Below are 21,565 nucleotides of genomic sequence, written 5' to 3'. Positions count from 1 at the left end.
TTGGTGGGACGAAAATTTTCGAAAGGATTTCCGCATGACCACCGTCAAGGTCGACAAGAATAATTTCCAGGCCGATGTGCTCAATGCCCAGGTACCGGTCGTGGTTGATTTCTGGGCGGAATGGTGCGGCCCCTGCAAGATGATCGCGCCGGCGCTTGAGGATATCGCCACTGAACTCGGCGCGAAGGTCAAGATCGCCAAGCTGAACATCGACGAGAATCCGGAACTTGCCGCCCAGTACGGCGTGCGCTCGATTCCGACCCTGATGATCTTCAAGGGCGGCGCAATGGCCGACATGAAGGTTGGCGCCGCCCCCAAGACCGCGCTGTCACACTGGATCAACGGCAGCCTTTGAGCGCCTTAATCCTGTCATGCAACGAGCCCGGCCGTCGCGCCGGGCTTTTTGTTGGCGTCATCGGTCGGACGCTCTGGCCCTGACGTCGGGACACCCCATGTCTTCTGTTGGCAGCAGGAACAGGGAGCGAGAAAATGACCGGATCCGCCAAGGCCACCGTCTTCATCCACAATGATCGCGTCATCGTCACCGAGTACCGCTTCCAGCCGGGCGACAACACCGGCTGGCATCGACACGGCCATGACTATGTGGTCGTGCCGCTGATGGACGGCAAGGTGAAGCTGGTGACCAAGGACGGCGAATCCTTCGCCGAGATGAAGAAAGGCGCACCCTATTTCCGCAAGGAGGGCGTCGAACATGATGTCATCAGCGCCAATGACGGCGAGTACGCGTTTATCGAAATCGAGCTGAAATAGCTGCAGATGATGGCATGCCATCGTCTGCCATCTTGATGGCAGGCCCCGATCGGCATATATGTCCATTTTCGAACGGGAGTTTGAAATGGCCGAACCACAGCTCTCAGTCCGCAGCGCAAAAGCGCGCGACCTGGCTCATAGGCTTGCTCGCCGTGAAAATCGCTCGATCGCCGATGTGGTCGAACGTGCGCTTGAATCCTACGAGATTCGTGAAGCGGGCCGCGAACCGGCATCCACCTTCTATGCCCGGCTTGCATCAACCGGCACCGACATCGATCTGGAGAGGATTATCCGCGAAGGTCGCCAGGTCCATCCAGGGCCTGAACTTTGATTTTTGTCGATACCAATGTGATTTCGGAGACCCTTAGGAAGGCGCCGGATGCGGCCGTCCTGGCGTGGCTTGTCCGCAATGATGCCGAATTGGCCCTTCCCACAGTGGCGATTGCAGAAATTGCCTTCGGCATTCAAAGGATAAGACCTGATGAACGTGCCGATCGGCTGGAGCAGGGCCTTTCACAATGGCGCCGTCGATTTGCCGACCGAATTTTTGGACTGACGGAAGAGGCTGCCTTGGCTTACGGCGACATCATGGGGGCCGCGGCGCGCCAAGGCCGTGGAATGTCAGCGCCCGATGGCATGATCGCAGCGATAGCGCGCGTGAACGGAGGCCGGCTGGCGACGCGCAATCTTAACGACTTCAGCGCCACAAGCCTTGACCTGATCTCGCCGTGGGATTTCTGAAACGGGTGAGATCCTACTGGGCCGCATTTCCCCTATCGCCACCGCAAGCCACCTAAAACGTAATTGTCGTGCCTCAGGTCGGCGGCGTGCCGTTTTCCGCCAATACCGCGCCGGCCAGGTAAAGCGAACCCCCGATCAGGATGCGCGGCGGTGGGCCGTCCCAGGTGTCGCGCAGCAGCATCAGCGCGCTGGCGACGGAACTGACCGGCTCGGCCGTCAACCCGGCCTCGGTGGCGCGGATGGCCAGTTCGTCGTTCGGCACGCCGGCGTCGCTCATACTCACCGGCACGGTGTAGACATGGCGGGCAAGGCCCTTGAAGGCGCGGAAATAGCCGCTCTGGTCCTTGGTGTTGATCATGCCCGAGATGAGGAAGAGCGGACGCGGGTTCTTTTCCTCCTGCTCGGCCAGCGCTTCGGCGACGACCACGCCGGCGCCCGGATTGTGGCCGCCGTCGAGCCAGATGTCGGCGCCCTTCGGCGCCAGTTCCGCCAGCCGGCCCTGCATCAGCTTCTGCATGCGGCCGGGCCAGGCGACGTTTGTCATCGCCTTCTCGGCGGCGCGGTGGCTGATCTCGAAGCCGGCCGCCTTGACCGCCGCGATCGCAGCCGCCGCATTGGCGAACTGGTGGCGACCGGGCAGGCGCGGCGGCGGCAGGTCCATCAGGCCGTCATCGTCCTGGTAGACCATGCGGCCGTTTTCCTCGAAAGCGAGAAAATCCTGGCCGTAGACGAGGGTCGGGCAGTCGAGCCGCTCGGCGGTGTCGATCAGCACCTGCAGCGCCGTTTCGCTTTCCTGCGCGCCGATGACCACCGGGCAGCCGCGTTTCATGATGCCGGCCTTTTCGGCGGCGATCAGTTCGACACGGTCGCCCAGATACGCCTCGTGGTCCATCGACACCGGCATGATCACCGACACGGCTGGCCGCGCGATGACATTGGTGGCGTCGAAACGGCCGCCGAGACCGACCTCGATGATGGCGGCATCGGCCGGATGCTCCGAAAACAGGATGAAGGTAACGGCGGTGAGGATTTCGAAGACGGTGATCTTCTGGCCTGCATTGGCCTCGGCGACGCGGGCGATGGTCTCGGCGAAGATGTCATCGTCCACCAGCCTGCCGCCGCTCTCGGCGGCCAGCCTGTAGCGCTCGTGCCAGCTGACCAGATGCGGCGAGGTGTGGACATGGACCAGCCGACCGGAGGCTTCCAGCAGCGCCCGCGAGAAGGCGGCGCAGGAGCCCTTGCCATTGGTGCCGGCGATGTGGATGACCGGCGGCAGCAGGTCCTGCGGATTGCCCAGCCGCTCCAGCAGCCGTGTGATCCGGTCGAGCGAAAGGTCGAAGCCTTTCGGGTGAAGCGCCATCAGGGCTTCGATTTCGCGGTCGGCGGCAAGCGTCGTCATGGCACAATCCCGGCGCATGGCCCGAGAAGCAGAATCATCCCGAAACGGCCATGGCAATCAGAAGGCTACAGCGCGCCATGGAGGCGGCGCAATCGCAGTTCGCGGCAGTTGGTGTCGCGTCCTCAGGCCTCGTGTCGCATCAGGCCTGGGGCCTGGCTTCGGCGGCAACCACGGCGGCAGGCAGGATTTCCGGCTCCAGCGGCTTTTGCTCTTCCGGCATCTTGAGCAGCATCTTCAAGAGGCGCGCGATGGTCTGGCGTAGCTCCAGCCGCGACACCACCATGTCGACCATGCCGTGCTCCATCAGATATTCGGAGCGCTGGAAGCCGTCGGGCAGTTTCTCGCGAATGGTCTGCTCGATGACACGCGGCCCGGCAAAACCGATCAGCGCGCCGGGTTCGGCAATGTGCACGTCGCCCAGCATGGCGTAGGAGGCGGTGACGCCGCCGGTGGTCGGGTTGGTCAGCACGACGATATAGGGCAGGCCGGCTTCCTTCAGCCGGTCGACGCCGACCGTGGTGCGCGGCAATTGCATGAGGGACAAAATGCCTTCCTGCATGCGGGCGCCGCCGGAAGCGGCGAACAGGATCAGCGGCCGCTTGCGCTGCAAGGCAACCTCGAAGCCATGTACGATGGCATCACCCGCGGCCATGCCGAGCGAGCCGCCCATGAAGGCGAAATCCTGCACCGTCACCACCACGGGCAGGCCCTCGACGGTCCCAAGCGCATTGATGATGGCGTCTTCCAGGCCGGTCTTGGCCTTGGCGTCCTTCAGCCGGTCGACATAGCGTTTCTCGTCGCGAAACTTCAGCGGATCCAGCACGACCTTGGGATTGTCGAGCTGCTCGTACTTGCCGTCGTCAAGGAAGAATTTCAGCCGCTCCTTGCCCGAGATCTTCATGTGATGACCGGATGATGGGATGACGAACTGGTTGGATTCCAGGTCCTTGTGGAACACCATCTCGCCGGTCTCGGGATCCTTGATCCAGAGATTCTCGGGCATGTCGGTGCGCCGGCCGAGCATCGAGTTGATCTTCGGGCGAACGTAATTGGTGATCCAGTTCATCGCTTCGGCTCCTGTCCTGACGAAGAGTGGGAAGAAATAAGAAAACTATTCGGCGGCAGCAAGGCGGGCCGAGCGGACGCCTTGCGCGAGGCCGCTGACCAGCGTGGCGACGGCTTCGGCCGGATCGGCGGTCTTCTCGCCCTTCGGGCCCAGCACATTGGCAACCGCATTGACGATCGCCGTGCCGACGACCACGCCGTCGGCGTTGGCGCCGATGACGCGCGCCTGTTCGGCGGTCTTGACGCCGAAGCCGACGCAGACCGGCAGGTCGGTGTGACCCTTGATGCGCTTGACCGCCGACGCCACCTTGCCGGTGTCGGCGAGTGCCGCACCGGTAATGCCGGTCATAGAGACGTAATAGACGAAGCCCGATGTGTTCTGCAGCACCTTGGGCAGGCGCTTGTCGTCGGTGGTCGGCGTCGCCAGCCGGATGAAGTTGATGCCGGCCCTCAGCGCCGGAATGCAGAGCTCCTCGTCCATCTCCGGCGGCAGGTCGACGACGATCAGCCCATCGATGCCGCTCGCCTTGGCGTCGACGAGGAAGCGGTCGACGCCGTAGATATAGATCGGGTTGTAATAGCCCATCAGCACGATCGGCGTCTCGTCATCGCCGGCGCGGAAGTCGGACGCCAATTTCAGCGTCTTCACCAGCGTCTGGCCGCCCTTGAGCGCCCTGAGGCCCGCAGCCTGGATCGCCGGGCCGTCGGCCATCGGATCGGAGAACGGCATGCCCATCTCAATCACGTCGGCGCCCGCCTTGGGCAGCGCCTTCATGATCGACAAAGAGGTGTCGTAGTCCGGGTCGCCGCCCATGAAATAGGTGACGAGCGCCGGGCGGCCTTCGACCTTAAGCTTCGCCATGCGGCGGTCGATGCGGGTGGTCATGACAGGCCCTTTGGACGAATTTTGCTCATAATCAAACTCCAAATCGAAACGGTCCAAAGGGCCTAGATCTCCATGCCCAGCATCGAAGCCACCGTGTGCACGTCCTTGTCGCCACGGCCGGACAGGTTGACGATGACGATCTGGTCCTTGTCCATGGCTGGCACGATCTTGACCGCATGGGCGATGGCGTGCGCGGATTCCAGTGCCGGGATGATGCCTTCGACGCGCGTCGTCAGCTTGAAGGCCTCCAGCGCCTCGTCGTCGAGGATCGGCACGTATTCGACGCGGCCGGAATCGCGCAGCCAGGAATGTTCCGGGCCGACGCCGGGATAGTCGAGGCCGGCCGAGATCGAATGGCCGTCCATGATCTGGCCGTCGGCATTCTGCAGGAGATAGGTGCGGTTGCCGTGCAGCACGCCGGGCGAGCCGGCATTCATGGAAGCGCAATGCTCGATGCCGTCGAGGCCGCGCCCGCCGGCTTCTATGCCGATGATGCGCACATCCTTGTCATCAAGGAAGGGATGGAAGAGGCCGATGGCGTTGGAACCGCCGCCGACGGCAGCGATGATGGTGTCGGGCAACCGGCCCTCCTGTTCGAGGATCTGCGCGCGTGCCTCGGTCCCGATCACCGACTGGAAGTCGCGCACCAGTTCGGGATAGGGATGCGGGCCGGCGGCGGTGCCGATCAGATAATAGGTGTCCTCGACATTGGTCACCCAGTCGCGAAGGGCTTCGTTCATGGCGTCCTTCAGCGTGCCGTGGCCCGCGGTCACCGGCCGTACTTCGGCGCCAAGCAGCTTCATGCGGAAGACGTTGGGGCTTTGGCGGGCGACATCGGTCGCGCCCATATAGACGACGCAGGGAAAGCCGAAGCGGGCCGCGACCGTAGCGGATGCGACGCCGTGCTGGCCGGCGCCGGTCTCGGCGATGATGCGCTTCTTGCCCATGCGCTTGGCGAGCAGGATCTGGCCGAGGCAATTGTTGATCTTGTGCGAACCGGTGTGGTTCAGATCCTCGCGCTTGAAATAGACTTTCGCGCCGCCCCCGAGGCCCTTCGCCGAGGAGACCTCACGAAGGTGCTTCGTCAGGCCTTCGGCGAAATACAGCTTTGACGGCCGCCCAGCATAATGGGTCGAGAGATCGGTCAGCTCGGCCCTGAAATCCGGATCGTTCTTGACCTCGTTCCAGTTCTTCTCCAGGTCGAGGATCAGCGGCATCAGCGTTTCGGCGACGAAACGACCACCGAAAATGCCGAACATGCCCTGTTCGTCGGGCCCGGTGCGGAAGGAATTGGGTGTCGCCGGCTTGTTCATCGCCGATCTCCTGCTTTGAAAGAGTTGTTCAGGCGGCGCGGTCGTCGCGCGCGGCCCTGACGGCCCGGAAAAACTGTTCGATCAGCGCCGGATCCTTGACGCCCGGCGCGCTTTCCACGCCAGAGGAAATGTCTATGGCGGGCGGATTGGCAAGCCGAAGGGCATCGCCGATGTTGGCGGCGTTGAGCCCACCGGAAAGCATGTAATCGACGCCGGCGTCAAGGCCGGCGAGGATGCGCCAGTCGAAGGCGACGCCATTGCCACCCGGCAGTTCGGAACCCTTTGGCGGCTTGGCATCGAACAGGAACCGGTCGGCGATGCCGATGAACGGCTTGATCCGATCGAGGTCGGCGACCTCGCTGAGCGGCAGCGCCTTCATCACCGGCAGGCCATAACGCGCTTTCAACTCGGTTACCCGGTCGGGCGTTTCCGAACCATGCAGCTGCAGCATGTCGGGCTGCATTTTCTCGACGATTTCATTGAGGAAGGCGTCGCTGGTGTCGACCGTGACGGCAACCGCCAGGGCCTTGCCGCGCGCCAGCTCGCGCAGACGACCGGCCTCGGCCGGTTCGACATAGCGCGGGCTTTTCGGAAAGAAAATGAAACCGACATGGCTGGCACCGCCGGCCAGGGCCGCGGCCATTGCCTGGTCGGTCTTCAAGCCGCAGATCTTGATGTCGAGCGCCATGGCGCGGGAATTGACATGAAAAGCTGCAAGAGTCGAGAAAAAGCATGCTGTTTGCCGGCAAGGCCAAAGGCGCTACCTATTGATGGACAGCATGCAAGGCGGGAGCACAGCCATGGCCGACCAGACCGTTGCCGAACTGAAGCAGAAGATCGCGCAGGCGCGCGAGGTCATCGCGCATCTCATGGACAAGGCCGCCTTCAACGGCGCCGAGGCGCATCGGGCGCTGGATTATTTCGGCGGCGATGAATTCGATGGCAATTTTTTGCCGTGGCCGCACCATGGCGATGAGGGGCTGCGGCCGGAGGAGTTGAATGCGGCGAATGACGATTGAACCACCTGACAGACGAGCGATAACTCTAAGGCGCAGGCTTATTGACCTTGAGGATCGGAGTGCGGCTGAATGGGCAAATCCCTAAAATTGAAATTTCCTGGCGCTCCAACCCCAGAGGACGAGGACAAGATCATTTACGCATTTGGGCGAATGACAATAGCTTGGAGTTCATCCGAACACTATCTGGGACTCTTAATTATGAGGCTAATGGGCCATGTCGATCTTTCAGATGCTGATAAAGTCCAGGCCGCTGCTAGCGGGCAACCGGTCAGCTTGATCGCAGATACAAACGCGATATTCTCGATATTTCTAGCCATCGACAGCACTCGCGGACGGCGGAAAATAGCTGAGAATATCGCCGATGCGAGATTTGATGAGCACCATATCTCAGAAGAGTGGTGGAGAAAAATCAAGGAAATTTTGAAGGCGCATGAAGCGATTGGAAAGCTGCGAAACAAGTATGCACATACGGCTTTGGCTCGCGACGACGATGGGCGATATATTCAGCTAAATAGAGATATTTTAGTTCAGTCCAAAAACCTGACTAAGAAACAAAATAATTTGGATATCAGAGCGAACAATAACAAATTAACCTCAGAAATGGTGGATGAGACCACTAAGAGAATTGGTCGTTGGATAGAGGAATTCCATGATCTTCTGAAACACCTGCCATCCAAGGCTACAATCGGCTGAAACCCCTCACTCGAACACGATGGCCTGCAACGCCCCGCCATTGCGCTTCAGCCAGTCCTTGCAGCGGTCGGTGTCGGGGCAAAGCTTTTCGCACAGTTTCCAGAATTTCGGCCCGTGGTTCATCTCCTTGAGATGCGCCACTTCATGCGCGACGAGGTAGTTGATGACCGGTTGCGGCGCCATCATGATGCGCCAGGAGAAGGAGAGATTGCCTTCGGAGGTGCAGGAGCCCCAGCGGCTCGATGTGTCCTTGAAACGGATCGCCTTGGCGCGCTTGCCAAGCGCCTCGGTGTGTTTGATCACCAGCTTCTCGATTTCCTTCTTGGCCTCGCGCTTCAGGAAATCGGCGATGCGGCGCGGCAGATGGATCCGGTCGCCATGCACGATCAGCAGCGGGCCGCGCTCGTCGCGCGATATGGTGACGGTGCCACGCTTCGACGGTTCGTGGACGATGCGGTGCGGCACGCCGCGCACCGGAATCTTGATGCCGGGCCGTACCTGCGGCCGCGTCGGCACCTTGGCCAAGCGCTGCTCCAGCCAGTCCTGGTGGCGGTCGAGGAATCTGTCCACCTCGCCGCGGCGCAGGCCCGGCGGCACGGTGATGCGCAGGCCCTGGCCGCCGGAATCGATGCGCAGCGTCAGGCGCTTTGCCCTGGCGCTCTCGACGATCTTGAGCGGCAGCGTGCGGCCGGCGACGCAATATTCCCGCTCCACGACAGGCGTGGGTTTGGGCTTCGTCAGATTGCGGAAGAACCCGATGGTCATGGCGGGACGATACGCGATTCGAGGAAAACGAATAGAACAAAAAAGAAACGGCGCCGCTCGCGCGACGCCGTCATCATACCTTGGCCCTGTCGCTGGGCCTCAGTCGTCGAGCAGGTTCGAGCCTTTACCACGCTTGGTGGGGGTCGTTCCGGTGTCCGGATCGGTCTTGGCCGGAGCCGTCGACTTGTTGCGGTTGGCCATGAAGCGGTCGAACTCGTCCTGGTCCTTGGCGCGGCGCAATTCACGAGCATACTCGTCGAACTGCGTCAGCATCTCGTCGAGTTTGCGGCGCTCTTCGTTCAGACGCTCAAGCTCCTTTTCGCGCCAGTCGTCGAAAGCGACGTTGCCCGTGCGGGCGGAACCGTTGCCCCAGCGCGCGGCCTTGTCGGAACCACGGCGGCAGCCGGCGAAGATGCCGTCGGTCGCGCGGTTGACGTCACGCTTGAAGCCCTCGAGCCGGTCGCCCCAGATGATGTAGGCGAGCATGGCAAAGCCGAGCGGCCAGAACACCATGAAGCCGATCACCATCAACGCGATGGTCGCCGGCGTCCAGGCCGGGCGGATCAATGCAGATGTGTTCATTTTCTCCCATTCCTTCGGTTGGAGACAGCCAGAACCGGCTGCGTGGAATCGAAATGGGAAGGCGAAAACGGCGATTCAAGACAATGTCGGCTAAAACCGAACAAGGGCCTGAAATGATTATCGCTTTTTGAGCATATCGAGGAAAAGCACGACCAAGCCGGCGACCAGGCCCCAAAATGCCGCACCGACGCCGAACAGCGTCAGCCCGGAGGCGGTGACGACGAAGGTCACGGTGGCTGGCATGCGTTCGCCTTCATCCTTCAGCGCGATGGACAGTGCGTTGGCGAGTGAGGCCATCAGTGCAAGACCCGCCACCAGCACGATCAGGCTCTGCGGCAGCACGGCGAAGATCGCCACCAGCGAAGCGCCGAAAATCGCGAAGATGAGGTAGGCAAGCGCATAGAACGGGCCGGTCTTCCAGCGCTCGGCCGGATCGGGATGGACGTCAGGTCCGGTGCAGATCGCCGCCGAGATCGCCGCCAGATTGGTTGTCCCGGCCCCGAACGGCGCAGACAGAAGTGAAAACAGGCCGGTAACGCCGATCAGCGGCCCAGGTTCAGGGTGGTAGCCGGCCGCCCGCAGCACCGCCAGCCCCGACAGGTTCTGCGAGGCCATGGTAACGAGATAAAGCGGCAGCGCCAGGCCGATGATCGCCTTGGCGGTGAATTGGGGAGCAATGAACGTCAGCGTCGACAGTTCGGGCGCGGGCAAGCCGCCGACACGGCCCGTAAGAAAGGCGGCAAGGCCGCCGCCAACCAGCACCGCCAGAACCGACAGGGCCGGATTGAACAGCCGGATGACAAAGAACGCCGCGATCAGCGGCAGGATGAGCCATGGGTCCGCCGGGATCGCCTTCATGGCATTGATGGCGAAGGTGACGACGATGCCGGCCAGCATGCCGGAAGCGACCGAGGCCGGTATTCTCGATATCAGGCGGGTCAGCGGCCCAAACAGGCCGGTGGCGACCAAAAGGACGCCGGTGACGATATAGGCGCCGACGGCCTCGCCGATCGAGAAGCCGCTCGATGCGGCGACCAGCGCCAGGCCCGGCGTCGACCAGGCGGTGATGACGGGCATTTTCGTGCGCCATGACAGCCACAGGCACTCGACCGTCATGGCCAGGCAGATCGCCGTCACGCCGCTCGCCGTCTCGACCTGCGTCGCGCCGACCGCCTTGGCGGCGGCAATGACGATGGCAAGCGTGCCGCCAAAGCCGACGATGGCCGCGACGAAAGCCGAAATCGGGATGGAAAGGCGCATCGTCACTCGCCTCGCTTGGCCATGTCGCCGACCGCCCGCACCAGCATGTCGAGGTCTTGCGGGCGCGACAGGCGATGGTCGCCGTCAGGGATCAGCGACAGCGTGACATCGTCGGCCGGCAGCAGGGCGGCGAGCTTCAGAGCGTGGCTCGACGGCACATCGGCATCGGCCAGTCCCTGCAGGATGTGAACCGGGCAATGCGTGTCGATCGGCCCGGTCATCACCCGGTTTTCGCGTCCGTCCTCGATCAGGGCGCGTGTGTAGATGTAGGGCTCGGCGGAATAGTCCGATGGCTCCGCGAAGAACCCCTTTTCGGCGAGGTCGCGCTTCTGCGCCTCGGTCAGCACCGGCTCGATCAGGTCGCTGGTGAAATCTGGCGCCGGCGCCAGCAACACCAGGCCGACGACGCTTGCGTCGCCCGTCTTGCGCAATTCCCGCACCATGCGCAGTGCGATCCAGGCCCCCATGGAGGAGCCGACCAGGATCTGGCTGCCCTTGGCGAAATGCCGGAAGACAGCAAGGCTTTGCGATAACCATGTCGAAATCGTGCCATCGGCAAAGACGCCGCCGGATTCGCCATGGCCGGAATAGTCATGCCGCAGGAAGGCGCGGCCTTCCCGTGCCGCCCAGTCCGCCAGCGTCTGCGCCTTCGTGCCCAGCATGTCCGACTTGTAGCCGCCGAGCCAGACGATGCCGGGTGCGGCGCCGGCCGCATGACGCACCGCGATGCGTGATCCCTCAACGTCCAGAAAGGTTGGAGCCAGAAGGGGTGGGAGCGTGGCGGTCATGGTTTTTCCTCGGGCCCGTCTTTTGACACGCGGCCCTTGTGACACAGCCGATAGCGTGGCGAAAAGTGCTCGCGCTGTTTCTTTGTTTGGTGCAGGCCAGCGATCAGGGTGATTTTCTGTCAATGCTATGCTATTGACTCCGCCCGCGCGCTCACCACATTGGCGCGTCCACGCATCAAGACTGACAAATCCTGAACGAAACGGCCAAGGAGACCACGACCATTCGCAGACCTTTCAAAGCAGCGGCGCCGACCAAGGATGGGCCGCGCTCCAACCGTGACATCCGGGTTCCCCGGGTCCAGCTTATCGACGCCGAAGGCCAGAACCGCGGCGATGTTTCCATAAACGACGCATTGCTGCTTGCCGAAGAGGCCGGGCTCGATCTCGTCGAAATATCGCCCAACGCAGTGCCGCCCGTCGTAAAAATCCTCGATCTCGGCAAGTTGAAATACGCCAACCAGAAGAAGGCGGCCGAGGCGCGCAAGAACCAGAAGGTCATCGAGATCAAGGAGATCAAGATGCGCCCGAACATCGACAGCCATGACTACGAGACCAAGATGAAGGCGGTGCGCCGCTTCTTCGAGGAAGGCGACAAGGTCAAGCTGACGCTGCGTTTTCGCGGCCGCGAGATGGCGCATATGGAACTCGGCATGCAGCTCCTGAACAAGGTGCGCGAGGAAGTAGCGACCATCGCCAAGGTGGAAGCCGAGCCAAAGCTCGAAGGTCGCCAGATGATGATGGTGCTGGCGCCGCGCTAGGCCTGCGTTGTTTGACGTGCCTGACATCACGGCACGGTCACGAAAAGGTTAGGCGGGCAACCGCGCTCTAAATCCGCCTGAATCGTGCTACAGGGCGTCCCGGCGATCGGCGGGACGCCCTGTTCTTAGCTCAAAGCCGTGATCGCCGGCAAAGCTCTTCGACGATCGGATTCCCGGCATGGCCAACGAGAAGGTTTCGGACGTCAAGGACGTCAAACACGGGCTGGGCAACTACCAGCAGATGCGCCGGCTGGTGCTTGCGGTGCTCGTGGTGGTGCTGTTTCTGGCGCTGCTGTTTGGCCAGTCGACCTTCCCGCCGGACACGCCGGTGCATGAAACGATCGAGATGTTCGGCGTGCTGTTGATTTTCCTCGGCATCGTCGGGCGCCTCTGGGCGACGCTCTATATAGGCGGGCGCAAGTCGTCCGAGGTGGTGACCGGCGGCCCCTACTCGATCACCCGCAATCCGCTCTACGTGTTCTCGACCGTGGCTGCCGCCGGTGTCGGCGCGCAGATCGGCTCGTTCTCCGGCATCATCCTTTTCGCCGTCCTGTGCGCCGGTGCCTTCCATATCGTCATCCTGCGCGAGGAGAAATTCCTCAAGGAAGCGCTCGGCGCACCCTATGCCGACTATCTGGCGCGCGTGCCGCGCTTCTTTCCCAAGCTCTCGCTCTACCAGGAAGGCGACACCGGCAGTTTCAAGCCGCGCCTGCTTTTGACCACGCTGCTCGACGGGCTGGTGTTCCTGATCGCGCTGCCGGCCTTCGAACTGATCGATGGCGCGCAACTGTCGGGCATGCTGCCGGTCTGGTTCACGCTGCCCTGATCGGGATTGCCCGTCGCGCATCGGCGCGACGGGGTGGGTGTTGCGCGCCGGCTCTGTTTGATCTATAGCACCGCCGTTCCAAGAAAACCGCCCGGCAGGGCATGCCGTGGCGGTTTCATTTGCTTTTCGGGCTTTGGTTGGCCCGAAGCGAACAAGAAGCGCGATCGTGCGCCAACAATACGGAGTAGCAAAATGCCCAAGATGAAGACCAAATCAGCCGCCAAGAAGCGGTTCAAGATCACAGGTACGGGTAAAGTCCTGTCGGCTGCGGCCGGCAAGCGTCACGGCATGATCAAGCGTTCCAACAAGTTCATTCGAAATGCCCGCGGCACGATGGTTCTGGCTGAACCGGATGGCAAGAAGGTCATCAAGAATTTTCTTCCGAACGGCCTTTAAGTTTTAAGGAGATCATGACATGGCACGCGTAAAAAGAGGCGTCACCTCGCACGCCAAGCACAAGAAGGTCCTGAAAGCCGCCAAGGGCTTCTACGGCCGCCGCAAGAACACCATCCGCATCGCCAAGCAGGCGGTGGAAAAGTCGCTGCAGTACGCTTACCGCGACCGCAAGAACCGCAAGCGCTCGTTCCGCGCGCTGTGGATCCAGCGCATCAACGCCGCGACCCACGAGCACGGCCTGACCTATGGCCGCTTCATCGACGGTTTGAACAAGGCCGGCATCGAGATCGATCGCAAGATCCTGTCCGACATGGCCATCCACGAGCCGCAGGCTTTCGCCGCCCTGGTCGCCAAGGCCAAGGTCGCGCTCGAATATCTGAAGAACACCACGCCGAACGCTTTTGAAAGCGCTGTCGCCTAAGACCAGCGCTTCCCAAGCACTTTCGACACTTGATTTGGGGAACCCGCGCTGGCACGGCTGGCGCGGGTTTTCTTATGCCTGATGTAACCAAATTGGTGACCGGTGGTCACCCGATCGAGAGAGTTTCGCCGTGAACGCCACTGCTGGAAATCTTGAAGCCCTGGAAGCTTCGCTGCTCGCCGACATCGCCTCGGCCGCCGACGAGCCGGCGATCGAGGCCGTGCGTGTCGCGGCCCTTGGCAAGAAAGGCTCGGTCTCGGAAATGCTGAAGACGCTTGGCGCGATGAGCGCCGAGGAACGGCAGGTGAAGGGTCCGGCGATCAACGGTCTCAAGAACCGCGTCACCGAGGCGCTGACTGCCCGCAAGGCTGAACTCAGGAATGTGGCGATCGCCGCGCGGCTGGCGGCAGAAAAGGTCGACGTGACATTGCCGGTGCGGCAGTCACCGGCCGAGCGCGGCCGCATCCATCCGATCAGCCAGGTCATCGACGAGATCGCGGCGATCTTCGGCGATCTCGGCTTCGCCATCGCCGAAGGTCCCGATATCGAGACCGACTATTATAACTTCACCGCGCTGAATTTCCCCGAAGGTCATCCGGCGCGCGAGATGCACGACACCTTCTTCTTCCAGCCGGACGAGAAGGGCGAGCGCAAGCTGTTGCGCACCCACACCTCGCCCGTGCAGATCCGCACCATGGAGAAGCAGAAGCCGCCGATCCGCATCGTCATTCCGGGCAAGACCTACCGCCAGGATTCCGACGCCACCCACTCGCCGATGTTCCATCAGGTCGAGGGGCTGGTGATCGACAAGTCCGCCAACGTCGCCAACATGAAGTGGGTGCTGGAAGAGTTCTGCAAGGCCTTCTTCGAGGTGCCTTCGGTCAAGATGCGCTTCCGGCCGTCCTTCTTCCCGTTCACCGAGCCCAGCCTCGAGGTCGACATCCAGTGCGACCGCTCGCGGCCGGGCGAAGTGCGCTTCGGCGAAGGCTCCGACTGGATGGAGATCCTCGGCTGCGGCATGGTCCACCCGAACGTGCTGAGGGCCGGCGGGCTCGATCCCGACGAGTATCAAGGCTTTGCCTGGGGCATGGGCATCGACCGCATCGCCATGCTGAAATACGGCATGCCGGACCTGCGCGCCTTCTTCGACGCGGATGTGCGCTGGCTGTCGCATTACGGCTTCCGGCCGCTCGACATGCCGACCTTGTTCGGGGGCCTGAGCGCGTGACAGTCCCGACTACTCCCGCTGCCATCTATTACGGAACAGCCCAATGAAATTCACCCTCTCCTGGCTCAAGGACCATCTCGAGACCGACGCCACGCTCGCCGAGATCGTCGAGCGGCTCACCTCGATCGGCCTCGAGGTCGAGCATGTCGACGACAAGGCGGGCTTGAAGCCCTTCGTCATCGCCAAGGTGCTGACGGCGGTGCAGCATCCCGATGCCGACCGGCTGCGCGTGCTGACCGTCGACACCGGTGACGGCAGGCCGCCGGTGCAGGTCGTCTGCGGCGCACCCAATGCGCGGGCGGGCCTGATCGGCGCTTTCGCTGCGCCGGGCACCTATGTGCCAGGCATCGACGTGACGCTGACGGTCGGCAAGATCCGTGGCGTCGAAAGCCATGGCATGATGTGTTCCGAGCGCGAACTGGAACTGTCGGACGAGCACAATGGCATCATCGACCTGCCGGCCGATGCGCCGGTTGGCACCAGCTTTGCCGCCTATGCCCATCTCGACGATCCTGTCATCGAGATCAATCTGACGCCGAACCGGCCCGATGCCACCAGCGTGTACGGCATCGCCAGGGACCTGGCGGCGAGCGGGCTTGGCCGCCTGGTCGGCGGCGCGATCATGCCGCATGTCGGCAGCGGCATGTGCCCGGTGAAGGTGACGATCGAGGCGCCGGAGCTCTGCCCGGGCTTCGCGCTCAGGCTGGTCAAGGGGGTGAAGAACGGCCCCTCGCCGAAATGGCTGCAGCAGCGGCTGATCGCCATTGGTCTGAGGCCGATCAGCGCGCTGGTCGACATCACCAATTGCGTCACCTTCGACCGTGGCCGGCCGTTGCACGTCTTCGATGCCGCCAAGGTCGCCGGCAACCTCGTGGTGCGCCGCGCCAGGGATGGCGAGAAGGTTCAGGCGCTCGACGGGCGCGAATACACGCTGACGCCGGAGATGTGCGTCATCGCGGACGATAATGGCGTCGAATCCATTGCCGGCGTCATGGGCGGCGAACACTCGGGCTGCGACGAGAACACGACGGAGGTGCTGATCGAATCCGCCCTTTGGGATCCGATCACCACGGCCCGCACCGGCCGCGCGCTCGGCATCATCACCGATGCGCGCTACCGCTTCGAGCGCGGCGTCGATCCCGAATTCATGGTTCCAGGCATCGAACTGGCAACCAAGCTGGTGATCGACTTCTGCGGCGGCACGCCGACAGAGACAGAGGTGGCCGGTTATGCCGGACATCAGCCGAAGATCGTTTCGCTGCCGCTGTCGGAAGTGAAGCGGCTGACCGGCATAGAGGTGCCGAGGGCGGAGAGCCTCGACATCCTGTCGCGGCTCGGCTTCCACGCGCAGGGATCGGGCGACGTCGTCGACGTCACCGTGCCCTCCTGGCGCCCCGATGTCGACGGCAAGGCCGACCTGGTCGAAGAAGTGATGCGCATCCATGGCGTCGACAACATCGCCCCGCAGCCGCTCGGCGCGCATGACGCGGTCAATGGCAAGATCCTGACGACGCTGCAGATCCGCACCCGTGCCGCCAAGCGTTCGCTTGCCGTGCGCGGCATGATGGAGGCCGTTACCTGGTCGTTCATTCCGGCCAGGCACGCCGAACTGTTCGGCGGCGGCCAGACGGCGCTGAAGCTCGCCAACCCGATCGCCGCAGACATGTCCGACATGAGGCCCTCGCTGCTGCCGGGGCTGATTTCGGCCGCGCAACGCAATGCCGACAAGGGCATTGGCGACGTGGCGCTGTTCGAGGTCTCGGGCACCTATGAGGGCGATGGCGCCGACCAGCAACGCCGCGTCGCCGCCGGCGTGCGCCGCGGCACGGCAAAGCTCGACGGCTCCGGTCGTAGCTGGGCCGGCAATTCCGGTCCGGTTGGCGTGTTCGACGCCAAGGCCGATGCCATCGCCGCGCTCGAAGCCTGCGGCGCGCCGGTCGACCGACTGCAGATCGAGGCGGGCGGACCGGCCTGGTATCATCCCGGCCGTTCCGGCACCATCAAGCTCGGTCCGAAGACCGTGCTCGGCACGTTCGGTGAGTTCCATCCGAAGACGCTGGAAGGGCTCGACGTCTCCGGACCGCTCTGTGGCTTCGAGGTGTTCGTCGACGCCGTGCCCGAGCCGAAGGCCAAGCCGACCAAGACCAAGCCGAAGCTGGAGCTCTCCGCCTTCCAGGCGGTGAAGCGCGATTTTGCTTTCGTCGTCGACAAGCCGGTCGAGGCGGGCACGCTTGTTCGCGCCGCACTGGCCGCCGACAAGAAGCTGATCACTGGCGTCTCGGTCTTCGATATCTTCGAGGGAGCGTCGCTCGGCGCCGACAAAAAATCGATTGCCATCGAAGTGTCGATCCAGCCGGTCGAGAAAACACTGACCGACGAGGATTTCGAGGCGCTGGCCAAGCGCATCGTCGAGAATGTCGGCAAGCAGACGGGCGGCGTGCTGCGGGCATAATGAGTTCAGGATTGCCGGAGCATGGCGAATCGCTCTCCAAAGGGCGATGAACCATCTCCGCCATTCCGGACTGCCGTTCGAAGCGCAACGCATGGTGTTCCTCGACATCGTGGCGGCTGATCCGCTGCTCGCCGATACACTGGTGCGGGTGCGTGAACTTGCCTTGCCGGATTGGCTGGTCGTGTCCGGCGCTCTCTACAACAGCGTCTGGAATCACCTGACCGGCAAGCCATCAGGCTACGGCATCAGGGATGTCGACCTTTTCTATTTCGATGACTCCGACCTGTCCTACGAGGCCGAGGACGCGGTGATCCGCCGGGCGGCGGCACATTTCGAGGGACTGCCGCTGCCGGTCGAGGTGCGCAACCAGGCCCGGGTGCATCTGTGGTATCCGCGGAAATTCGGGCAGCCTTGCCCGCGTTATGCGAGCGCCAGCGAGTCCGTCAGCTTTTTTGCCTCGAAGACGCATGCGGTGGGGGTGCGGTACGACGGCAATGGGCAGTTTGAGTTGGTGGCGCCGTTCGGGCTCGACGATCTCTTCTCCTTTCGCATGACGCCGAACCGGGTGATGGACAACCAGCGGACGCATGAAGTGAAGGGCGCGCGGGCAAAGGCGAACTGGCCGGAGATTTCGGTTGTGCCTTGGTAGGAAGAAAGGTTGGCGCGAGGCGCCGCGCGCCGAGATTTGACGATCTTCCGAGTTGCGCGCTACGCAAAAAGGGCGCCGAAGCGCCCTTTTCATCGCACATGACCTAGATATTCACCCATTCACCAGCGCCAACAGTTCCTCCGTATAGCGCTTGCCCATCACCTTGTCAGGCGACAGCGCATCGCCGATCGCCGCCACCTCCGCGGCACTCAGCTCGATCCCGGCCGCCGCCGTGTTCTGCTCCAGATGACGGATTTTTCGGGCACCCGGGATGGGGACAATAAAATCGCCCTGGTGCAGCACCCAGGCGAGCGCCAGTTGCGCCGAGGTCACGCCCTTTTCGGCCGCCAGTCTTCCCAGCGTGGCGATCACCTCAGCATTGGCTTCCATGGCCTCGGCCTGGAAGCGCGGCAAGGTGCGGCGCCAGTCGCCGTCGTCAAGCGTTTCGGGCTTGGCAATCGCTCCTGTCAAAAGGCCGCGACCGAGCGGGCTGTAAGGCACGAAGCCAATGCCCAACTCGCGGCAGACAGCGAAGACATCGTCTTCAGGGTCGCGGCTCCACAGCGAATATTCGCTCTGCACGGCCGCGATCGGGTGGACGGCATGCGCCCGGCGGATGGTGGCGGCGCTTGCCTCCGACAGGCCGAGCGCGCGCACCTTGCCCTCACGCACCAGCTCGGCCATGGCGCCGACGGTATCCTCGATCGGCACGTTCGGGTCGACGCGGTGCTGGTAGTAGAGATCGATGACATCGGTGCCCAGCCGTTTCAGCGACGCCTCGGCAACAGCCTTGACGTGCTCGGGACGGCTGTCGACACCGGCCATGCGATCCAAGCCGGTGCCTTCCTCCAGGATCGTGAAGCCGAATTTGGTGGCGATCGTCACCTTGTCACGAACCGGCTTCAGCGCCTTCCCCAGCAGGATCTCGTTCTCGTAGGGACCGTAGACCTCCGCCGTGTCGAAGAAGGTGACACCGATCTCGACGGCGCGGTGCAGGGTGGCGATCGCCTCGGCCTCCGGCTGGCCGCCATAGGCGAAGCTCATGCCCATGCAACCAAGGCCAACCGGGAAGACTTCGAGTTCAGCACCGAGTTTGCGGGTTTTCATCACGCGTCTCCTTGTTGTGATGCGGCAGAAATAGCGCCTTGCAGGCCGTTCGATAATCGGCTCTTCTTAGTACGGGTCGTTCCAAGAAATAGATCAATGAATCGGGCACATCTCTCACAGCTTGCGGTGCTGGCAACCGTTGCCCAATGCGGCAGTTTTCGCGGTGCGGCCAGGGAACTGGCGATCGCGCCTTCGGCGGTGAGCCATGCGGTCTCCAGCCTGGAGGCACGGCTTGGCGTGCGCCTTTTGGCGCGCAGCACGCGCAGTGTCGCCCCGACCGAGGAAGGCGCGCAATTGCTGGAGCGATTGCGCCCGGCCCTGTCCGAGATCGATCTGGCGCTGGAAACAGCGGTCGAGGCGCGCGACCGACCAGCCGGGAACCTGCGGCTGACCGTGCCGCGCACGGCCGCGCATCTGACGCTGACGCCACGGCTCGGCGCCTTTGCGGCGGCGTATCCACAGATCGTGCTGGAGATCGTCATCGAGGACCGCTTTACCGACGTGGTGGAAGGCGGTTTCGACGCGGGCGTGCGGCTCGGCGAAAGCCTGCAGCGCGACATGATCGCCGTGCGCATCGGCCCCGATCTTCGCGGCGCCGTCGTCGGCGCGCCCTCCTATTTCAAGGCCATGCCGCCGCCGCGCCATCCGCGAGAGCTGGCCGAGCACCGCTGCATCCGCTTCCGCTTCTCCAGCGGCATCCTTTACCGCTGGGAATTCGAGAAGGGCGGCGAGGAGATCGAAATCGCCGCGCAAGGGCCGCTGATCCTCGACGAGGATCATCTGATCGCCCAGGCCGCCATCGACGGCGCCGGCGTCGCCTTCGTCTTCGAGCCCTATGTGCGGGCGCCGCTCGCCGACGGCCGGCTGATCCGCGTGCTGGAGGACTGGTGTCCGTCCTTCGACGGCTTCTTCGTCTACTATCCCAGCCGCCGCCAGATGCGGCCGGCGCTGAGGGCTTTCGTGGATTTCTTCAAGGTGAGCGGATAGGCCGCCTTCCCTACGCGGGATGGAAGAAACCCGCGCCGGCATTCGTTCGCCTCCCATGCGGACCATCACCAACACCTCCACCCGCTATGGCTGGGCAACCATCGTCCTGCACTGGCTGATCGGGATTGTCTTCATCGCCCAGTTCATGCTCGGCTTGGTCATGGTCAGGACCCAGAGCCAACGCACGGCCTTCGAACTGATCCAACTGCACAAATCGTTCGGCTTTCTGCTGCTTGGCCTCATCATCCTGCGCATCGCCTGGCGGCTCGGCAACAAGGCGCCTCCCTTGCCGCCTTCCGTTGGCGCCCTGGAGCGGCGGACGGCGCCGCTGGCGCATCTGGCGCTCTATGCCTTCCAGCTCGCCCTGCCCCTGTCCGGCTGGGCGCTGGTGTCGGTTTCGACACTGGAAATCCCCAGCATGCCGTTCAACCTGTTCGTCATGCCGAACCTGCCGCTCATCGAATCCGACGCCGCCGAGGGCTTTTGGGCGTCGGCGCACTGGTATCTCGCCTATGCCGGCGCGGCACTTGTTGCCCTGCATGTCGCCGCGGCGCTGCGCCACCACTTCCTGCTGCGCGACCAAGTGCTCACGCGCATGATCACGCCTTCGTCAGCCGGGGAATAGAACGGGCTTTGGTCTCGTTTGTGAGATGAGGACGCGAGAGAGCGTTGCCTCCTAAACAAGGAACACCCCAATGCGTGCGCGAATCCTCGGATTGGCGGCTGCCGCCGCCTGCCTTGCCATGCCCGTCTACGCGACGGTCATGCTCGGCGATGCCGCCGGCAGCTACACGATCAGCCAGGCCGGCTCCGCGATCCGCTTCACCATCGGCAAAGCCGGTGGCGGCGGCTTCGATGGCGCCTTCGCCCGCTTCAAGGGCACGATCCGCATCGACAACAATGATGTCGGTCGCTCGAAGGTCGACCTCACCATCTATCCCGAAAGCGTCGCCACCGGCCAAGGCCGCATCGACGCCTTCCTGCGCTCCGACGCGGTGTTCGATGCCGCCAACAGCCCCGAAATCCAGTTCCGTTCGACAAGCGTGACCCGCACCAGCGACACGACGGCGCTCGTCACCGGCCGGCTGACGGCGCGCGGCAAGACGTTTGCGGAAAAATTCACCGCCGAGCTCGATGGGCTGAAGGGCGGGACGATCAAATTCCATGTCACCGGCAAGGTGCTGAGGTCGCGCTACGGCATGGATGTCGGCACGCCGCTCTATTCCAATGTCGTCGACTTCGACATGACGCTGACGGGGAAGCGAGGATAGGTTCAGAGCGGGCATCCGTGACTTCGTCATCCTAGGGTGGAGCAGTCGCGAAGCGACGTCGCGGAAACCCTAGGATCCATTCCGTGACCTCAAGGCATCGCGGCGCTCCAAAATTCTGCGCCGTTGCATCCTTCGGCGAAGTCACGGACGAAGGTGCATTGTGACCCGTGTCTTTCATTGGCTTTTCC

26 protein-coding genes are annotated in these 21,565 nt (G+C 63.0%); 16 read left to right on the top strand and 10 right to left on the bottom strand.

Annotated features, from left to right (window positions below; genetic code table 11):
• The first annotated feature begins 34 nt into the window (after positions 1-34).
• The 4 genes from trxA to LB564_RS27965 all read left to right on the top strand — a co-directional run bounded on the left by trxA (position 35) and on the right by LB564_RS27965 (position 1,512).
• Positions 35-355 (top strand): thioredoxin, encoded by a 321-nt coding sequence (gene trxA / locus LB564_RS27980; protein ID WP_140702929.1) that lies wholly within the window; start codon positions 35-37, stop codon positions 353-355.
• A 134-nt stretch (positions 356-489) separates the two neighbouring features.
• Complete coding sequence (locus tag LB564_RS27975; protein WP_224542397.1) at positions 490-771, top strand: cupin domain-containing protein; 282 nt, start codon at positions 490-492, stop codon at positions 769-771.
• Positions 772-856: 85 nt separating this feature from the next.
• Positions 857-1,102 carry a type II toxin-antitoxin system VapB family antitoxin gene (locus tag LB564_RS27970; RefSeq protein WP_140703905.1) on the top strand — a complete coding sequence of 82 codons (246 nt, stop codon included), beginning with the start codon at positions 857-859 and terminating at the stop codon, positions 1,100-1,102.
• Complete coding sequence (locus LB564_RS27965; RefSeq protein WP_140702933.1) at positions 1,099-1,512, top strand: type II toxin-antitoxin system VapC family toxin; 414 nt, start codon at positions 1,099-1,101, stop codon at positions 1,510-1,512. The genes LB564_RS27970 and LB564_RS27965 overlap by 4 nt, the downstream gene beginning before the upstream one ends.
• Before the next feature lie 73 nt (positions 1,513-1,585).
• Here the strand turns inward: LB564_RS27965 and LB564_RS27960 are convergent, their stop codons facing one another.
• The 5 genes from LB564_RS27960 to LB564_RS27940 all read right to left on the bottom strand — a co-directional run bounded on the left by LB564_RS27960 (position 1,586) and on the right by LB564_RS27940 (position 6,863).
• The gene (locus LB564_RS27960; RefSeq protein WP_224542396.1) at positions 1,586-2,911 is read right to left on the bottom strand and encodes a bifunctional folylpolyglutamate synthase/dihydrofolate synthase; all 1,326 of its coding nucleotides are present in this window, start codon (positions 2,909-2,911) and stop codon (positions 1,586-1,588) included.
• Between the two features lie 139 nt (positions 2,912-3,050).
• Positions 3,051-3,977 (bottom strand): acetyl-CoA carboxylase, carboxyltransferase subunit beta, encoded by a 927-nt coding sequence (gene accD, locus LB564_RS27955; RefSeq protein WP_224542395.1) that lies wholly within the window; start codon positions 3,975-3,977, stop codon positions 3,051-3,053.
• A gap of 45 nt (positions 3,978-4,022) precedes the next feature.
• Complete coding sequence (gene trpA / locus LB564_RS27950) at positions 4,023-4,862, bottom strand: tryptophan synthase subunit alpha (protein WP_224542394.1); 840 nt, start codon at positions 4,860-4,862, stop codon at positions 4,023-4,025.
• A gap of 62 nt (positions 4,863-4,924) precedes the next feature.
• On the bottom strand, positions 4,925-6,175 hold the full coding sequence (gene trpB, locus LB564_RS27945) for a tryptophan synthase subunit beta (protein WP_224542393.1): 1,251 nt from the start codon (positions 6,173-6,175) through the stop codon (positions 4,925-4,927).
• Between the two features lie 28 nt (positions 6,176-6,203).
• Positions 6,204-6,863, bottom strand: coding sequence for a phosphoribosylanthranilate isomerase (locus LB564_RS27940; protein ID WP_224542392.1), 660 nt, complete (start codon positions 6,861-6,863; stop codon positions 6,204-6,206).
• A gap of 112 nt (positions 6,864-6,975) precedes the next feature.
• Between LB564_RS27940 and LB564_RS27935 the strand changes: the two genes are divergently transcribed.
• Positions 6,976-7,194, top strand: a complete 219-nt coding sequence (locus LB564_RS27935; protein WP_224542391.1) for a hypothetical protein — start codon at positions 6,976-6,978, stop codon at positions 7,192-7,194.
• A 69-nt stretch (positions 7,195-7,263) separates the two neighbouring features.
• Positions 7,264-7,887: a hypothetical protein gene (locus LB564_RS27930; RefSeq protein ID WP_224542390.1), complete on the top strand. Its 624-nt coding sequence runs from the start codon at positions 7,264-7,266 to the stop codon at positions 7,885-7,887.
• Between the two features lie 6 nt (positions 7,888-7,893).
• On the opposite strand, the gene LB564_RS27925 is transcribed toward LB564_RS27930, so the two are convergent.
• From LB564_RS27925 to LB564_RS27910, 4 genes are all read right to left on the bottom strand, one after another.
• On the bottom strand, positions 7,894-8,652 hold the full coding sequence (locus LB564_RS27925) for a M48 family metallopeptidase (RefSeq protein ID WP_224542389.1): 759 nt from the start codon (positions 8,650-8,652) through the stop codon (positions 7,894-7,896).
• A gap of 99 nt (positions 8,653-8,751) precedes the next feature.
• Positions 8,752-9,234: a DUF2852 domain-containing protein gene (locus LB564_RS27920; RefSeq protein WP_224542388.1), complete on the bottom strand. Its 483-nt coding sequence runs from the start codon at positions 9,232-9,234 to the stop codon at positions 8,752-8,754.
• 117 nt (positions 9,235-9,351) lie between these two features.
• The gene (locus LB564_RS27915; RefSeq protein ID WP_224542387.1) at positions 9,352-10,494 is read right to left on the bottom strand and encodes a benzoate/H(+) symporter BenE family transporter; all 1,143 of its coding nucleotides are present in this window, start codon (positions 10,492-10,494) and stop codon (positions 9,352-9,354) included.
• Between the two features lie 2 nt (positions 10,495-10,496).
• Positions 10,497-11,282: an alpha/beta hydrolase gene (locus LB564_RS27910; RefSeq protein WP_224542386.1), complete on the bottom strand. Its 786-nt coding sequence runs from the start codon at positions 11,280-11,282 to the stop codon at positions 10,497-10,499.
• Positions 11,283-11,503: 221 nt separating this feature from the next.
• Between LB564_RS27910 and infC the strand changes: the two genes are divergently transcribed.
• The 7 genes from infC to LB564_RS27875 all read left to right on the top strand — a co-directional run bounded on the left by infC (position 11,504) and on the right by LB564_RS27875 (position 18,012).
• Positions 11,504-12,040: a translation initiation factor IF-3 gene (infC, locus tag LB564_RS27905; RefSeq protein WP_010912915.1), complete on the top strand. Its 537-nt coding sequence runs from the start codon at positions 11,504-11,506 to the stop codon at positions 12,038-12,040.
• A 178-nt stretch (positions 12,041-12,218) separates the two neighbouring features.
• Positions 12,219-12,866 carry a methyltransferase family protein gene (locus LB564_RS27900; protein WP_140702956.1) on the top strand — a complete coding sequence of 216 codons (648 nt, stop codon included), beginning with the start codon at positions 12,219-12,221 and terminating at the stop codon, positions 12,864-12,866.
• Between the two features lie 192 nt (positions 12,867-13,058).
• The gene (gene rpmI, locus LB564_RS27895; RefSeq protein ID WP_006201248.1) at positions 13,059-13,262 is read left to right on the top strand and encodes a 50S ribosomal protein L35; all 204 of its coding nucleotides are present in this window, start codon (positions 13,059-13,061) and stop codon (positions 13,260-13,262) included.
• Positions 13,263-13,281: 19 nt separating this feature from the next.
• Complete coding sequence (gene rplT, locus LB564_RS27890) at positions 13,282-13,683, top strand: 50S ribosomal protein L20 (RefSeq protein ID WP_006201247.1); 402 nt, start codon at positions 13,282-13,284, stop codon at positions 13,681-13,683.
• Positions 13,684-13,813: 130 nt separating this feature from the next.
• Positions 13,814-14,911, top strand: coding sequence for a phenylalanine--tRNA ligase subunit alpha (pheS, locus tag LB564_RS27885; protein ID WP_224542385.1), 1,098 nt, complete (start codon positions 13,814-13,816; stop codon positions 14,909-14,911).
• Between the two features lie 43 nt (positions 14,912-14,954).
• Positions 14,955-17,363: a phenylalanine--tRNA ligase subunit beta gene (gene pheT / locus LB564_RS27880; RefSeq protein ID WP_224542384.1), complete on the top strand. Its 2,409-nt coding sequence runs from the start codon at positions 14,955-14,957 to the stop codon at positions 17,361-17,363.
• Between the two features lie 46 nt (positions 17,364-17,409).
• Entirely contained in the window at positions 17,410-18,012 is a 603-nt protein-coding gene (locus LB564_RS27875; protein ID WP_224542383.1) for a nucleotidyltransferase family protein, read from the top strand.
• Positions 18,013-18,123: 111 nt separating this feature from the next.
• Here LB564_RS27875 and LB564_RS27870 read toward each other — a convergent pair whose 3' ends face one another.
• The gene (locus LB564_RS27870; protein WP_224542382.1) at positions 18,124-19,119 is read right to left on the bottom strand and encodes an aldo/keto reductase; all 996 of its coding nucleotides are present in this window, start codon (positions 19,117-19,119) and stop codon (positions 18,124-18,126) included.
• 96 nt (positions 19,120-19,215) lie between these two features.
• On the opposite strand from LB564_RS27870, the gene LB564_RS27865 reads away from it, so the two are divergent.
• The 3 genes from LB564_RS27865 to LB564_RS27855 all read left to right on the top strand — a co-directional run bounded on the left by LB564_RS27865 (position 19,216) and on the right by LB564_RS27855 (position 21,377).
• Positions 19,216-20,106 carry a LysR family transcriptional regulator gene (locus LB564_RS27865; RefSeq protein WP_224542381.1) on the top strand — a complete coding sequence of 297 codons (891 nt, stop codon included), beginning with the start codon at positions 19,216-19,218 and terminating at the stop codon, positions 20,104-20,106.
• Between the two features lie 55 nt (positions 20,107-20,161).
• Positions 20,162-20,731: a cytochrome b gene (locus tag LB564_RS27860; protein WP_224542380.1), complete on the top strand. Its 570-nt coding sequence runs from the start codon at positions 20,162-20,164 to the stop codon at positions 20,729-20,731.
• Between the two features lie 70 nt (positions 20,732-20,801).
• Entirely contained in the window at positions 20,802-21,377 is a 576-nt protein-coding gene (locus LB564_RS27855; protein WP_224542379.1) for a YceI family protein, read from the top strand.
• Positions 21,378-21,565: the final 188 nt, after the last annotated feature.

The organism is Mesorhizobium sp. ES1-6 (genome assembly GCF_020164775.1).
Classification (GTDB): Bacteria; Pseudomonadota; Alphaproteobacteria; order Rhizobiales; family Rhizobiaceae; genus Mesorhizobium.
This window is presented reverse-complemented; position numbering and strand designations above follow the sequence as displayed.

What these genes read in the sequence shown, in the direction of transcription:
- trxA (WP_140702929.1), top strand. Translation starts at nt 35, where the DNA reads ATGACCACCGTCAAGGTCGACAAGAATAATTTCCAGGCCGATGTGCTC.
- LB564_RS27975 (WP_224542397.1), top strand. Translation starts at nt 490, where the DNA reads ATGACCGGATCCGCCAAGGCCACCGTCTTCATCCACAATGATCGCGTC.
- LB564_RS27970 (WP_140703905.1), top strand. Translation starts at nt 857, where the DNA reads ATGGCCGAACCACAGCTCTCAGTCCGCAGCGCAAAAGCGCGCGACCTG.
- LB564_RS27960 (WP_224542396.1), bottom strand. Translation starts at nt 2,911, where the DNA reads ATGACGACGCTTGCCGCCGACCGCGAAATCGAAGCCCTGATGGCGCTT.
- accD (WP_224542395.1), bottom strand. Translation starts at nt 3,977, where the DNA reads ATGAACTGGATCACCAATTACGTTCGCCCGAAGATCAACTCGATGCTC.
- trpA (WP_224542394.1), bottom strand. Translation starts at nt 4,862, where the DNA reads ATGACCACCCGCATCGACCGCCGCATGGCGAAGCTTAAGGTCGAAGGC.
- trpB (WP_224542393.1), bottom strand. Translation starts at nt 6,175, where the DNA reads ATGAACAAGCCGGCGACACCCAATTCCTTCCGCACCGGGCCCGACGAA.
- LB564_RS27940 (WP_224542392.1), bottom strand. Translation starts at nt 6,863, where the DNA reads ATGGCGCTCGACATCAAGATCTGCGGCTTGAAGACCGACCAGGCAATG.
- LB564_RS27935 (WP_224542391.1), top strand. Translation starts at nt 6,976, where the DNA reads ATGGCCGACCAGACCGTTGCCGAACTGAAGCAGAAGATCGCGCAGGCG.
- LB564_RS27930 (WP_224542390.1), top strand. Translation starts at nt 7,264, where the DNA reads ATGGGCAAATCCCTAAAATTGAAATTTCCTGGCGCTCCAACCCCAGAG.
- LB564_RS27925 (WP_224542389.1), bottom strand. Translation starts at nt 8,652, where the DNA reads ATGACCATCGGGTTCTTCCGCAATCTGACGAAGCCCAAACCCACGCCT.
- LB564_RS27920 (WP_224542388.1), bottom strand. Translation starts at nt 9,234, where the DNA reads ATGAACACATCTGCATTGATCCGCCCGGCCTGGACGCCGGCGACCATC.
- LB564_RS27915 (WP_224542387.1), bottom strand. Translation starts at nt 10,494, where the DNA reads ATGCGCCTTTCCATCCCGATTTCGGCTTTCGTCGCGGCCATCGTCGGC.
- LB564_RS27910 (WP_224542386.1), bottom strand. Translation starts at nt 11,282, where the DNA reads ATGACCGCCACGCTCCCACCCCTTCTGGCTCCAACCTTTCTGGACGTT.
- LB564_RS27900 (WP_140702956.1), top strand. Translation starts at nt 12,219, where the DNA reads ATGGCCAACGAGAAGGTTTCGGACGTCAAGGACGTCAAACACGGGCTG.
- rpmI (WP_006201248.1), top strand. Translation starts at nt 13,059, where the DNA reads ATGCCCAAGATGAAGACCAAATCAGCCGCCAAGAAGCGGTTCAAGATC.
- rplT (WP_006201247.1), top strand. Translation starts at nt 13,282, where the DNA reads ATGGCACGCGTAAAAAGAGGCGTCACCTCGCACGCCAAGCACAAGAAG.
- pheT (WP_224542384.1), top strand. Translation starts at nt 14,955, where the DNA reads ATGAAATTCACCCTCTCCTGGCTCAAGGACCATCTCGAGACCGACGCC.
- LB564_RS27875 (WP_224542383.1), top strand. Translation starts at nt 17,410, where the DNA reads ATGAACCATCTCCGCCATTCCGGACTGCCGTTCGAAGCGCAACGCATG.
- LB564_RS27870 (WP_224542382.1), bottom strand. Translation starts at nt 19,119, where the DNA reads ATGAAAACCCGCAAACTCGGTGCTGAACTCGAAGTCTTCCCGGTTGGC.
- LB564_RS27865 (WP_224542381.1), top strand. Translation starts at nt 19,216, where the DNA reads ATGAATCGGGCACATCTCTCACAGCTTGCGGTGCTGGCAACCGTTGCC.
- LB564_RS27860 (WP_224542380.1), top strand. Translation starts at nt 20,162, where the DNA reads ATGCGGACCATCACCAACACCTCCACCCGCTATGGCTGGGCAACCATC.
- LB564_RS27855 (WP_224542379.1), top strand. Translation starts at nt 20,802, where the DNA reads ATGCGTGCGCGAATCCTCGGATTGGCGGCTGCCGCCGCCTGCCTTGCC.